The sequence below is a fragment of the Ponticoccus sp. (in: a-proteobacteria) genome (assembly GCF_048381735.1).
In genome coordinates this window covers 1-13,453 of sequence record NZ_JBLXGL010000014.1, presented here as the reverse complement: position 1 = coordinate 13,453, position 13,453 = coordinate 1, and the positions used below count along the sequence as shown (strand labels likewise).

Annotated in this window: 13 protein-coding genes; 11 read left to right on the top strand and 2 right to left on the bottom strand. The window is 63.9% G+C overall.

Translation table 11 applies throughout. The annotated features are described in order from the left end of the window. The first annotated feature begins 84 nt into the window (after positions 1-84). Positions 85-1,041 carry a GlxA family transcriptional regulator gene (locus ACN5KJ_RS18855; RefSeq protein ID WP_418595545.1) on the top strand — a complete coding sequence of 319 codons (957 nt, stop codon included), beginning with the start codon at positions 85-87 and terminating at the stop codon, positions 1,039-1,041. Between the two features lie 39 nt (positions 1,042-1,080). On the opposite strand, the gene ACN5KJ_RS18850 is transcribed toward ACN5KJ_RS18855, so the two are convergent. Together ACN5KJ_RS18850 and ACN5KJ_RS18845 are read right to left on the bottom strand one after the other, a co-directional pair. Then, entirely contained in the window at positions 1,081-1,737 is a 657-nt protein-coding gene (locus tag ACN5KJ_RS18850; RefSeq protein WP_347168236.1) for a GntR family transcriptional regulator, read from the bottom strand. A 57-nt stretch (positions 1,738-1,794) separates the two neighbouring features. Further along, a complete protein-coding gene (locus tag ACN5KJ_RS18845; RefSeq protein ID WP_418595543.1) occupies positions 1,795-2,547 on the bottom strand; it encodes an arylmalonate decarboxylase in 753 nt (250 codons plus the stop codon). 162 nt (positions 2,548-2,709) lie between these two features. Here ACN5KJ_RS18845 and dctP point away from each other — a divergent pair, with 162 nt between their 5' ends. The 10 genes from dctP to ACN5KJ_RS18795 all read left to right on the top strand — a co-directional run bounded on the left by dctP (position 2,710) and on the right by ACN5KJ_RS18795 (position 12,843). After that, a complete protein-coding gene (gene dctP / locus ACN5KJ_RS18840) occupies positions 2,710-3,714 on the top strand; it encodes a TRAP transporter substrate-binding protein DctP (RefSeq protein ID WP_347168233.1) in 1,005 nt (334 codons plus the stop codon). 59 nt (positions 3,715-3,773) lie between these two features. Further along, positions 3,774-4,382, top strand: coding sequence for a TRAP transporter small permease (locus tag ACN5KJ_RS18835; protein WP_418595541.1), 609 nt, complete (start codon positions 3,774-3,776; stop codon positions 4,380-4,382). A gap of 1 nt (position 4,383) precedes the next feature. Continuing rightward, entirely contained in the window at positions 4,384-5,679 is a 1,296-nt protein-coding gene (locus ACN5KJ_RS18830; protein WP_347168231.1) for a TRAP transporter large permease, read from the top strand. 86 nt (positions 5,680-5,765) lie between these two features. Further along, complete coding sequence (locus ACN5KJ_RS18825) at positions 5,766-6,920, top strand: M24 family metallopeptidase (protein ID WP_418595539.1); 1,155 nt, start codon at positions 5,766-5,768, stop codon at positions 6,918-6,920. A gap of 11 nt (positions 6,921-6,931) precedes the next feature. Further along, positions 6,932-8,101 carry a M24 family metallopeptidase gene (locus ACN5KJ_RS18820; RefSeq protein WP_418595537.1) on the top strand — a complete coding sequence of 390 codons (1,170 nt, stop codon included), beginning with the start codon at positions 6,932-6,934 and terminating at the stop codon, positions 8,099-8,101. A 63-nt stretch (positions 8,102-8,164) separates the two neighbouring features. Continuing rightward, entirely contained in the window at positions 8,165-8,368 is a 204-nt protein-coding gene (locus ACN5KJ_RS18815; protein WP_347168228.1) for a hypothetical protein, read from the top strand. Positions 8,369-8,371: 3 nt separating this feature from the next. Then, positions 8,372-9,778: an amidase gene (locus ACN5KJ_RS18810; protein ID WP_418595535.1), complete on the top strand. Its 1,407-nt coding sequence runs from the start codon at positions 8,372-8,374 to the stop codon at positions 9,776-9,778. Positions 9,779-9,911: 133 nt separating this feature from the next. Then, complete coding sequence (locus ACN5KJ_RS18805; RefSeq protein ID WP_418595533.1) at positions 9,912-10,952, top strand: threonine aldolase family protein; 1,041 nt, start codon at positions 9,912-9,914, stop codon at positions 10,950-10,952. An 80-nt stretch (positions 10,953-11,032) separates the two neighbouring features. Next, positions 11,033-11,848, top strand: coding sequence for an aspartate dehydrogenase (locus ACN5KJ_RS18800; protein ID WP_418595532.1), 816 nt, complete (start codon positions 11,033-11,035; stop codon positions 11,846-11,848). A gap of 2 nt (positions 11,849-11,850) precedes the next feature. Continuing rightward, positions 11,851-12,843 (top strand): threonine ammonia-lyase, encoded by a 993-nt coding sequence (locus tag ACN5KJ_RS18795; RefSeq protein WP_418595530.1) that lies wholly within the window; start codon positions 11,851-11,853, stop codon positions 12,841-12,843. Positions 12,844-13,453: the final 610 nt, after the last annotated feature.

Below are 13,453 nucleotides of genomic sequence, written 5' to 3'. Positions count from 1 at the left end.
CTAGGGATGGGCACCGCCTATGTCTTTTGCCCTTCGGCCTGATGCTGTCGAAAATCGGACAATCGTGGAAGCCGGGGTTTTCAGGTGGCCATAATACGAATCGCCGTGCTGCTGGTGGATGGGTTCACCCTGTTGTCCACGTCATCGGTGCTGGAGCCGCTGCGCGCCGCGAACATGTTCTCGACCCAGGCGCTGTACGAGATTTCGCTTCTGCGCACGCACCCAGACAGCGCGGGCACCGGCATGGGTGCGAGCTTTGCGTCCCGGCATTTCGCCGATGTGGCGCCCGACTTCGACCTGATCCTTGTCGTCGCGGGCGGCGGCAAGAAAACCGTTCGCGACCCGGTGCTGTTTCGATGGCTCCGCCGGGCGGATCACGCCGGTGTCGCCATGGGCGGCATTTCCGGCGGGTCGCTTATCCTGGCAAAGGCGGGCCTGCTGGACGGCTACCGCTTCACGGTTCATTGGCACCACTACGAAGCCTTCGCCACAATGCCGGGATCGTGGCTGCTGGAGCGGCGGCTGTTCGTGATCGACCGCACCCGATACACCTGTGCCGGCGGTTCCGCGCCCCTCGATATGATGTATGCGATCATCGCGCGGGACCACGGCACGCGTTTTGCCCGGCGCATCTCGGACTGGTTCATCCAGACCGAGATCAGGCCGACGGACACACCGCAAAAGCCCTCGACCGCATCGCGCTACGGGACGCTGCCGAAACCCGTGAGCGCGGCGCTCGAACTGATGGAGACGCATATCGCCGATCCGCTGGATCAACAGCAGATCGCCGGGCTGGTCGGCGTTTCGGAACGTCACCTTCGGCGCCTGTTCACCGAGGCGCTGGGGATCGGCATGATGGACCAGTACCGCCGGATGCGGCTGGAAACATCGCGGGAGCTGGTCAGGACCACAAGGCTGTCGCTGGGCGAAGTTGCGCAGATGGTGGGCTTTGGCAGCCAGTCGCACTTCACCGAGGCCTATCGGGCGCTGTTCAACGAGCCTCCCTCGATCGACAGGCGCGCCTCGGTGCCCGCGGCATAGGGCGGGGCCGCAGCCCGCGCCCGGGATTGGCCCCTGCCGTCAGATCAGTCCGATCTCCTGAAGCTTTCGAAAGCTGTAGCCGATGTAGATCCGCTGGACGTGCCCGATGGCATCGGAATCGCCTCGTTCCGCCGCCGTCAGCAGGGCGGTCAATTCCTCGACCAGCGCCTGCGTCGCATCCCCGCCGATGGTCTCGGCCAACCGATGCCAGGTGCTTGCCGCCTGCACATAGACCTGAAGCCAGATCGAGCGCAGCGAGGAATTGCCGATCATCGAGGCCACCGTCTCGTTCAGCTCGTGATTGATCTTCACGAACTCGTCGGGGGCGACGTTTTCGGCCAGTTCGGTCGCCCGCTCCAGCAGCACCCTGAGCGCCGCGCAATGCTCGGCGTTCGGGACGATCGGTGACAGCTTGCCGATCAGGCAGGCCAGTTCCAGCCGGACTTCGTACACATGGCGCAGCTGTTCCTGCGTCAGCCCGACGACCACCGTTCCCACGCCATTGCGCGATTCGATCAGGCCGAGATGGCTGATGCGATTGAGCGCGTCCCGAATCGGCGTGCGGCTCACGCCCAGTTCCAAGGCCAGCGCCGCTTCCTTGAGCTGGTCACCGGGCCGGTATTCGAGGAGGCAGATTCGTTCCAGCAGAATGCGCTGTATGGTTGCCGCATCCATTTTCTGCGTTTCTGTGGTCATCGTGTCTTTCTGCCCTCTCGTACACAACATCGGCGCGCGGCCTCTTCACATGCGGGTTCAATGCGCCCGCAGCAGGGTGCCGTATCCTTCGATCCGGTCATCCAGACCGGCAAGGCGCAGCACATCCCACATCATCGCCTGATTTGAGCAGATAACCGGCTTGCCCAACTCTTTCTCAAGTTCTTCAACAATATCAAGTGTTCGCAAGGCGCCACAGCTGACAAAGACGGCCTCGGCATCCGGTCGGTCGACCGCGGCGGCAAGGCGCCCGATGGCCCGGGGGCTGACGCGCACCATATCTGCATCCTTGTCGAGGTTCAGGCCGCGAATGGCGCTGATCTCGAACCCTGCATCTTCCATGTAGTCCGCTTCGCGCGCATTGATTTCGTCCAGATAGGGGGTCGCCACCGCAACCCGGCGCACGCCCAGGGCCTCGAGCCCCCGCAAAACGCCCGAAATCAAAGTGGTCGGCCGGGCGGACGGCGCGCCCCTGGACAGTTCGCCGATCACCCTGTCCTCTCCGATCAGAAGACTTGCCGAGGTGCAGGCATAACACACCACGTCGAGACTGCCGTCGGGCAGCAAGGTGCTGGCAGCCCTGGCCAGATCATCGACCTGATTGCTCAGCGTTTCGACGGAAATGTCATCTTTGTTGTAAGCTCTTGTGAAATGAACGCCGACGCCATAGGGGCGCAAGCGGAACATGTCGTCTTCGATGGTGCGCTCTGTGGAAAGCAGCACGAAGCCAAGCTTCGCGCGCGGATGACGACCGTCGTCGAAAAGCTCACCCAGATCTGAATTGCAAGCCATGCTGTATGCATCCTCTCAGGTTTGCTGGGTCAAATCCGCCGATTCTTGCGTAAAAAAAGGATTTGACGCGCATGCTGTATGCAGCGTAACGGTTCCGTGTAGGTGTGTCGATACGCTACGGCAGGCCGAGGCGAAGAATTCACTGATAGGGAGAGCAGCAGCATGCAGCTGTCGAAAATTGTAAGGGCGGGCGTTTTCGCGCTTGGGTTCGCAGGCGCCTCTGCGACCAGCGCCGCCGCCGAGGAGATCATTCTGGCCCATGTGATGGACCAGGAGCATATCTTCTACAAAGTGGCCGAACAGTTCAGCGCTCGCCTGGACGAGCTGTCGGGCGGCACGATGACCGTGTCCCATCACCCCGGCGGGGATCTTGGCGACTGGACCTCCATCGTCGAGCAGGTCGCGCAGGGCGCCGTTCAGATGACGATGTCCTGGAACCACTCCGAGCTTGACCCGCGCTGGGACGTCTCGATCCTGGGATACGTTGCAGAGGACTGGGAGACCGGCAAGCAGGTCTACGGCCCGGGTTCGGTGATGGCCGGCGTCTACAACGGCATCATGAACGACATGGGCATGGAACTGCTTGGCACGATCCCGACCGACTTCACCGGCTTCGTGGTGCGCAAGGGCGTCGATGTCCCGACCAATTTCCCCGACGATGCCAAGGGCTTCAAGATGCGCGTGCCCGGTCAGCCGATGGCGATCGAGCGGTACAGGGCGACGGGCTTCTCTCCGGTGCCGATGGCCTTCTCCGAGGTTCACACCGCGCTTCAGACCGGGGCCATCGATGGCCGGGCCTATTCCCCGCCCTCCGAAGTCCTGATCTTCAAGGACGTCATCAGCACCTATGTGTTCACCCGCGAGAACTTCGAGCACACCTTCTGGAATGCGAACAAGCGCTGGTTCGACGGCCTGACCGAAGAGCAGCAAGGCTGGATCAAGACCGCCGCGGACGAAGCCACGACCTGGGCCTGGGAAAGCGCCCAAGCCGAAAGCCCGAAGTGGTTCGAGCAGATCCGCGACGCAGGCATCGAGGTGGTCGAACTGACACCCGAGCAGCTTGAAGCCTACAAGAGCCTCATCGTGGCCGCCGAATACCCCTACATGGAAGGGGTGATCGGGTCCGAAATCATGGCTGAAATCAAGGCAGCCGCAGGCATCGAGTAATACCGAAGCCGGGGCGCGGTCATCAAGCTCGCGCCCCGCAGCGACTAACGGGGGGTCACATGAAAGAACTGCATCACACCGACAGCCTGGACGGCATCCTGTCGCCCCCGGCGATCGCTCCGGTGCCGGACGCCGAGGACCGCCGGACTGCGCCATACACCGGGCTGGGCGGCCTTTATCGGGCCGAGGCCGGCATCGCCTGGCTCATGCGTGTCGTGATGTTCGTCGCAATGATCTCGCTTGGCCTTCTGATGGCCGCGCAGGTCTTCATGCGCTACGTGGTTTCACTGCCCTTTCTGGGTATCGAGGAAATGGCCCCGATGCTTGCGGTCTGGGTGTATTTCGTCGGCATGGCCTATTCGACCCGCAACCGCGAGCATATCGAAGGCGGCCTTCTTTCGCTGATCGTCAAAAATGAAAAAGTCCTGCTTGCGGTGCGCTTGTTCGGATCGATCATTTGCCTGATCGCGATGGTGATATTCCTGAAATTCGCCTGGGACTTTGCCTCTTTCAACATATCTCTGAACAGAAAGAGCTCTTATATGCGCCTTCCCAAATATCTCTGGGATCTCAGCATGGTTTTCGGCTTTGGCATGATGTGCCTTTATTACCTGCTTCAGGCCTTTCTCGAGGCCCGCGCACTGCTCTCCAAATCGAAGGTGGCATGACATGAGCTTGTTCCTGATTGCCACCGCCCTTGTTATTGTCCTCCTGTTTATCGAAGTGCCGGTCGGCCTTGCCTTTGGCATTGGCGCATTGGCTTTCGGCTGGTTGCAGGGCATCGACATTTCCTTCCACGCCGGTTTCGGCTACACGCAGGTCAGCACCTTTTCCCTGCTTGCGATCCCGCTTTTCATCCTGTCCGGCACGCTCATGGGGGCCTCTGGCATCTCGGAACGCCTGCTGAACTTCGTGAATGCCTTCGTCGGGCGCACGAAAGGCGGGCTTGGCGCCGTGACCGTCGTGACCTGCGCCCTGTTCGGCGCGATCTCGGGCTCTGCCTCTGCCGCGATTGCCGCGATCGGCAAGATCATGGTGCCGCGCATGATCGATGAAGGCTATCCGCCGGGCCATGCCACGGCCCTGGTCGCCGTATCCTCGGTCCTTGCGCTGATGATCCCGCCCAGCATTCCGATGATCGTCTTTGCCGTTGCCATCCGCGAATCCGTCGCCAAGGCCTTCCTGTCGACCATGCTGCCGGGGATCACGCTGGCCATCATCTACTGCGCTCTCAACTTCTACTTCCTCAGGAACAACAAGACGATCCGCGTCGAAGACAAGCTGCCCCCGAAAGAGGCCGTGGCCCTGATCGGGCGCACCGGGAAGCGGGCCAGCCTTGCGATCATCATGCCGGTCATCATCCTGGGCGGCATCTACAGCGGCATCGCAACGCCCACGGAAGCGGGCTCTATCGCGCTGGTCTACACGCTGGCCGTCGGGATGTTGATCTACCGCACGCTGCCGTTCCGCACCCTGTTCGAGTCGACGGTCGAAGCCGCGCGCCTGACCGGGGCGATCCTGATGATCCTGTTCTTCCTGTTCGTGATGAGCCGGGGGATGGTCCTGGCGGAAATCCCGACGAAATTCGCCGAGATGCTGCTGACGGTGTCGGACAACAAGATCGTCATCCTGCTGCTGATCAACCTGCTGCTGCTGATCATGGGGATGATCGTCGACGATGTGTCCGGCGGGATCCTGGCGGCGATCATCCTCTTGCCCGTGGTGCAGGAAATCGGGGTCGATCCGATCCATTTCGCGGCCATCGTCGGCACCAACCTGGGTCTTGGCAATATCACGCCTCCGACGGCACCGCTGCTGTACATGGCGGGCGGAGTCACGGGACAGCCCCTGGCCACCTACATCGGCCCGACGATGAAGTTCCTGTTGCTCGGACATGTCCCGATGGTGCTGCTTGTGACCTTCGTGCCGGAATTCTCACTCTTCCTGCCCGGGTTGCTCGACTGACCTGACCGCCCTTTCAACGCTTTCTCCAATGCCCCGCCAAGGCGGGGCAACGGCTCCCCTGTGCCTTCTGATCAAGGAAAAAAACAATGTTGGACCAAGCAAAACAGCGCACCGCCGAACTACAGCGTCGCATGAAAGACGCCGGAATTCAGAAGGCGGTCTTCACCGACGAAAGCTCGATGGCCTATCTGGCGGGCTTCTGGGGCTATCTCGGGATCGAATTCGGCCGCCCCTCGATGCTGGTGGTCGATGCGGACGATGCGCCCATCGTGATCACACCGCTGATGGAATCCGAGATGGTCGCAGAAATGACCTGGGTGGAAGACGTGCGGACCTGGGAAGACATCGGCGAACGGACATGGGGCCGTGCCCTTGCCGGGGCGCTGGGGGACAACCCCTCGGCCATCTACATCGAGCGCAACAGCATTCCGGCCATCGTGCGCAACCATCTGGACGACCGGTATCCCGGCGTGCCGCTGCTGGACATTTCGCCGGTGCTGGGTGGCATCCGGATGATCAAGACGCCGTTTGAAATCGAGGTGATGAAGCAGGCTGGCCAGATCGCGGGCGCGATGATGGAAGCCGCGCACAACTCGCTGTCGGAAGGCGCCCGCGAGTATGAATCCGCCATCGCGGTGATCGAGGCGGGGTCGCGCAAGGCAGCCGGGTTCCTGACCGACAAGGGCTGGGATCGTTTCGTATCGCCGATGATCCACAACCTGCAGATCCTGCAAAGCGGCAAGGACGCGTCGATGGTGCACCGCCGTGCGAGCGTCCGCGCCTACGAGCGGCTGGACCCGGTGTATTTCTGCTTCTGCAACATGGCCCAGTTCAAGCAGTACAAGCTGGGCTTCGACCGCATGTTCCATATCGGGGACGTGCGCGACGAGGACCGCCGGGTCCAGCAGGCTGCCATCGATGCGCAGCAGGCCGCCCTTGCCGCCATCCGTCCCGGCGTGCCTGCCGAGGATGTCGCGGCGGCAGCGAACGAGGTCTACCGGTCGCGCGGTTACGAGACCGGCTACCGCACCGGTCGCTCCATCGGTGTCGCCTACCTTGAGGCGCCGGAACTCAAATCCGGCGACAAGACCGTGCTTCAGCCCGGCATGACCTTTGCGGTCGACGGCGGCATCTCGGTCGACGGCATCACCGCCGGCCGCATCGGCGACTCGATCGTCGTGACCGAAACCGGCTTTGACTACATCACCCAGTACCCCCGCGAAATCCTGCTGAGCAAGTAAGGCCGACGACGATGAAAGATCTGAACATGATCAACAAGCCGTTTCCGCAGCAAGAGTTGCAAGAGCGGGTGGCCCGCGCCCGGACCGTGCTGGAGCGGAACGACCTCGACGGGATCCTGATCTCGGTCCCCGAAAGCATCTACTACCTGACCGGGATGGACCACTGGGGCTTCTTCGCGGCGCACGTCCTGATCCTGAACCGTGACGGCAAGATGGGCCTTGCCTGCCGCGCGATGGAAAAGATCACCTTCGACAACCAGGTCGAAAACGCCACCTTCTACGGCCACAAGGACCACGAAGAGCTTTCCGACTACGTGCATCAGGCGATGAAGGACCTCGGGCTCTGGGGCGGTCGCGTGGGGATTGAAAAACGCAGCCTGTTCCTGACACCGCGTCACGCAGAGCGCATTCAGGACGACGGCGCGGGCACCCGGTGGAGCGATGCCTCCGGCCTGATCGACGATCTGCGCCTGGTGAAATCGCCGCTCGAGATGTCCTATACGCGCAAGGCGGCGCATGCGGTCGACATGGGCACGCTTGCGGCGATCGAGGCGTTGAAAGACGGCGCATCGGATTACGAAGTCTCCGCCGCCTACCACAAGGAGATGATCCTTGCGGGCAGCGAGTACCCCGGCTTCGGCCCCTTCTTCCGCCCCACCTCGCGGCTGGGCGAAGAGCACACCACCTGGCGCGGCGAGATCTTCCGCTCGGGCGATGCGGTCTTCATGGAGACCTGCGCGGCCTACCGGAAGTATCAGGCGCCGATGGGGCGGCTTGCCTATGTCGGTTCGGCACCCGCCGGTATCGAGGCATCCGTCGACCTGGCCATCCGCGGGATGAAGGCGATCTGCGAGGCGCTGAAACCGGGCAATGAAGCGGGTCAGGCCTATGAGGCCTGGCACGATGTCGCCGCAAGCGCGGGCCTGAACGATTACCACCGCCACCACTGCGGTTACCTGGTCGGGATCGGCTTCCCGCCCAGCTGGACCGGCGGTTCGATGGTCACCAGCCTGTTCCCGAACTCGACCCGCAAGATCGAGGTCGGCATGGTCGTTCACGCGCACTCCTGGTTCACCAACACCAGCGTGGCCGACTACTTCATCTCCAACACCGTCATGGTGACCGAAGAGGGTGGGGAAATCCTCACCAGCCAGACACCGGAAACGCTGATCCTGTGCTGAGCCATCAGAGCGCGCCGCCTGTCGGCGCGCTCTATCCCCTGCCCGAAGAGCATGAGCTTTCCCATGAAGAAACTGACCAAGGATACCCTGACGGGCATCTGCACGCAGATGGCGTCTCACGACTGGACCGACGCCGAGATCAACGAACTCGTCGACCCGCAGCTTGGCATCATCACCGGGTTCCAGGACCTGCTGAACGAGCTCGACGTGCTGCGCAGGATCGACCTTGAAACCACTCCCCCCGCCTTGACCGTGCAGAAGAGATAAACGATGTCGACCGAGATCGCCTTTGACACCGTACGCGGTTTGAAACGCAGACTGACCGCCGGAGAGATCACACCCGGAGAACTGGTGGATGTCTTCGCCGACCGGATCGCCACGCATAACGAACGGTCGAAAGCCTTCATCACCGTGACCGCAGATCAGGCGCGGGACGAGGCCGCGCGCCTGACGGCTGACGACCTGACCGCAAGCGCCTTTGCCGGTGTGCCCTATGCCTCGAAAGACCTCTTCGACGTCGCGGGTGTTCTGACCTCTGCCGGATCCCGCGTGTTCCACGACCGCATCGCGACAGAGGATGCCTTCGCCGTCGCACAGATGCGGCAGGCCGGTGCCGTCAGTATGGGCAAGACCAACCTGCATGAATTCGCCTACGGCGCGACCGGCGAGAACGAGGTCTATGGCACCTGCGTCAACGCCTATGACACGACCCGGCTTGCGGGTGGATCGTCAAGCGGCTCTGCCGCCGCGGTCGCCTTCGGGCTTGTGCCGGCGTCGCTTGGCACGGACACCGGCGGATCGGTCCGCGCGCCTGCCGCGCTGAACGGGCTGGTCGGCCTGAAGCCGACGATTGGCCGGGTGCCGACCACCGGCGTCGTGCCCTATTGCTGGACGCTGGACCACGTCGGCCTGATGACCCGCGACGTCGCGGACTGCGCCGATTTCCTGGGCATTGTCGCGGGCTATGACCCCCGCGATCCCGGCGCGCAGAACATCCCGGTCGAAGACTATGCCGCCGCGCTTGACCGGGACATCAGCGGCCTGCGCGTCGGCATTCCCGAGAACTTCTACTACGACCGGACCGACCCCGAGATCCTCGCCGCCATGGACGCGGTCAAATCCTATCTGGTCGCGCAGGGCGCCAAGCTGGTTGCCGTCCGGTTCCCGGACATGGAACACAGCCGCGCCGTGTCGCTGACCGTGCAGATGCCGGAAGCGCTGAGCGCACATTCGGCATATCTGCAAGAGCGTGGCGCGCTGTACGGCACGGATTTCCGCGCCGGTCTTGCCCTTGGCCAGACGCTGCTGGCCGAGCATTACGTGCGCGCCAAGCGGTTTGTCGAAGTCTACCGGCAAAGGACCAACGCCCTGTTCGACGAGGTCGACCTGATGCTGACCCCCGCGACGCCGGAAATCGCGCAGCCTCTGGGCACGGTCAAGACAACCCGCGACGGCGTGGACGAAGCCGTGGGCAACGCGATCACCCGCTTCACGACCTTCTTCAACATGTCGGGCCATCCCGCGCTGACGATGCCCTGCGCCATGCATTCGGCAGGTCTGCCGATCGCGCTGCAACTGGTCGGGCGCTACTTCGAGGAAAGCACCGTCCTGCGCGCGGCCCATGCGCTGGAACGCAACGACGCCTTCGCGATCCCGCGCCCGAAGGTCGATCTGTAGATAGGGCGCCGGTTCAGTCCGGCGCCCTTGCGGGTGCCCCCACACCTCATCCCCTCCCCGGTGGGGGCACCCGACCGTGAAGCGCCGCGGCGCTCAGACAATCCGCAGGAAGTTCACAGCGAAATGGTCCGACATGGCGATCTATAAATTCAATTCCGACAATGGCGCGCCCGTCTGCGATCAGGTGATGGACGCGCTTGTGCGATGCAACCACGGTGTCGAGACGGCCTATGGCGCCGACCGCTGGTCGCAGGGGCTCGACAGCGCCTATTCGGATTTCTTCGAGAAAAGGTGCTTCGTCTTTCCGGTCCCGACCGGCACCGCCGGCAACGGGCTGGCGCTGGGTGCGGTGACCCCACCCTACGGCACGATGTTCAGCCACGCGCAGGCTCATATCGTCACAACGGAAGGCGGCGCGCCAGAGTTCTATTCGGGCGGTGGCCGGATCACCCTGATCGATGGCGCCGACAACAAGATTACCGCCGATGCCCTGCGCGCCGCGCTTGACGCCCACGGCATCGGCAATGTTCACCACATGCACGCAAGCGCGCTTTGCCTGACGCAGGCGACCGAAACCGGCGTGACCTACACGCTGGACGAGCTGGCAGAGCTGTCGGCCATCGCCCGGCAGGCGGGCCTGAAGGTCCATATGGACGGCGCGCGCTTTGCCAATGCGCTGGTCCATCTGGGCGCGACACCGGCAGAGATGACCTGGAAGGCCGGCGTGGATCTTCTGACCTTCGGCACCACCAAGAACGGCACCATGAATGCCGAGGCGGTCATCACCTTCGACCCCGAAATCGCGCGGGTCCTGCGCGTCATGCACAAGCGTGCCGGGCACCTGTCGTCAAAGATGCGATACATGTCGGCGCAATTGCTAAGCTATCTCGAGGGCGATCTCTGGCGCAGGAACGCTGCGCGCGCCAATGGCCATGCCACGCGGGTCGCGCGGGCTTTGGGCGCCTGTGACGCCGTCAGGCTGATGCATCCCGTCCACATCAACGAGGTCTTCGCGGTTCTGCCACCCGCCCTTGCCGAGCACCTGAAGGCCGAAGGCTTCCCCCTGCGACCCTGGTCGTTCGGGGAACGGTCGGGCGTGCGGATCGTCCTGTCCTTTGCGGACAGCGACGCGGAGGTCGACGCCTTTGCCGACTGCCTTCGCCGCTTTCGCTGACCAGGGCAGCCCCAAATGAATTGACACCGGCGCGGCGGCCTTTCCGGTCCCGGCGCAGGTCCAACCATGCAAGGAACGAGATGATCACCACTCAAACCATCGGAATCGCGGGCATCGGAGCGATCGGCGCGCGGGTCGCCCGCGCGGTCGACAGCGGCAGCGTACCCGGTTTCGAACTGTGCGGCCTGTCAGCCAGCCACCCGGACCGGCTGGCACCGTTGAATGCGGACTTGACGCGGCCACAGCCCTTTCTGACCTTCGACGAGATGGCGGACCGCTGCGACTGGGTGCTGGAAGCCCTGCCGCCCTCCCTGTTCGCCGATCTCGCCGAACCGGTTCTGAAGGCCGGCAAGACGCTTGTGGTCATGTCCTGCAGCCAGCTGCTCCAGCGCGGCGATCTGATCGATCTGGCCAAGCAGACCGGGGCGCGGATTGTCGTGCCCTCGGGCGCCATGCTGGGGCTGGACGCGCTGAAGGCGGTTGCCGTGGGCCGGATCGACAGCGTCGTCATCGAAACCCGCAAACCGGTCGCCGGGCTGCAAAACGCCCCGTATCTTGCCAAGGCCGGGCTCGACCTGACCGGATTGACCGAGCCGATGCAGATCATCGAAGGCTCGGTGAGCGAGGTGGCGAAAGCGTTCCCGGCCAATGTGAACGTCGCGGCGGCGCTCAGTCTTGCCGGGCTTGGCCCGGATCGCACCCGGATGCAGGTCTGGGCCGATCCGACCCTGACCCGCAATATGCACAGGGTTCACATCACTTCTGACAGTTCCGACTTTACCATGACGATCCAGAACCGCCCGACGGAAGAGAACCCCGGGACCGGGCGCATCACGCCGCAAAGCGTTGTGGCGCTGCTGCGCAATCGATCCGCCGCCCTTCAGATCGGAAGCTGACCATGTTGACCTTTGAAACGATCCAAGCCGCCGCCGCCACGCTGAAGGGTGTGGTCCGCGTGACGCCATTGCTTGAATCGGAACTGCTGAACAACCGCCTGGGGTTCCGCCTGCTGGTGAAGCCAGAGTGCCTTCAGGTGACCGGCTCTTTCAAGATCCGGGGGGCCTACACGAAAATCGCCTCGCTGAGCGCGGAAGAGCGGCAATGCGGCGTGGTCGCCTTTTCATCGGGAAACCACGCGCAGGGGGTCGCGGCGGCGGCCTCGGCCATGGGCGTCAAGGCGACCATCATCATGCCCGAGGACGCTCCGGCCACCAAGCTGCGCAATACCGCGGCCCTGGGCGCCGAGGTGATCACCTACAACCGCCACACCGGAGACCGCGCCAAGATCGCACGCGATCTGGCGGAACAGACCGGAGCCGTTCTTGCCCCGCCCTATGACGATTACGCCGTCATGGCCGGGCAAGGCACCGTCGGGCTGGAAATCGCCGATCAGTTGGACGCGGCCGGGCTGGGGGCCGACGCGGTGTACTGCCCGGTTGGCGGGGGCGGGCTGATCGCCGGGCTGGCAACGGCTTTGGAAACCCGCCTGCCGAAGACGGCCATCTACGCCGCCGAACCCGTCAACTTCGAGGACACGCAGCGGTCCTTGCAGGCGGGCAAGCGGGTCGGAAATGAAACCGGGCATGCCTCGATCTGCGATTCCATCGTGACGCAGATCCCCGGCGAGCTGACCTTTCCGATCAATCGAAGGCTCCTGTCCGGTGGCCGCGCCGTCACCGAAGCAGAGGTCTTGTCCGCCATTCGGATCCTGATGGACGACCTGAAGATCGTCGCCGAGCCCGGCGGCGCCGTGGCCGTGGCCGCCGCGGTCCAGGACGCCCCGGCGCTGGCCGGGAAAACGGTCGTCGCTGTGGTATCCGGCGGCAATGCCGATCTGGGTTGGCTGACGCGGACCCTGGGGCAAACCGGCAAGGGCGCCTCCGGCGTCTGATCCGGCGCCCGGCGCGTCACCACGCGATGCGGCAGCTCGGGCCGCCCGATCCGCAACCGGCGGGGCCTGAACGCAACGAACATGCCCCGCTCGGCCCCTGCCCCGGCGCCCCGCCTGACCATGTCATGACCAGCGCACGCTTTGCCACTTCGCGCCCTGTCACCCGTAGGCGAAAACAGAGCGATGAGGCCCCCTCGCGCAAAGCAGGGCATGCGCCCCCGGTCCCGGATGCGCAGCCCCCGGGGGCTTTGCGACGGGCACGCCGAGCGCAAAGGAACGATTCGGAGCAGCGGCGCGAGCCCGAAGCGCAGCGCCCGGGCGGTCGGCGCCACGGGCCATGCAATACCTTCCCCGGGGCTGCGGACATTGCATCTTCGCGTCGAACCGGCTGCCCGCAGCGAAGCCCATGACCCGGCGGGCGAAGTTCTGCGGCGCGGCCCCTTCGGGGTGCACCCCGCCCCCGCCCGGCAACGGCCAGGCACGGCTGCCGGCGCAGGCTGCACCTGCCACCCCAAGGCAGGTTGAGCTACTCCCCGAAATTCGGACACTGACATAAGCTATGATTTGCAGTCTGCTGATCTTCGACGAGAAGGAGATCAGAGATGTCAAA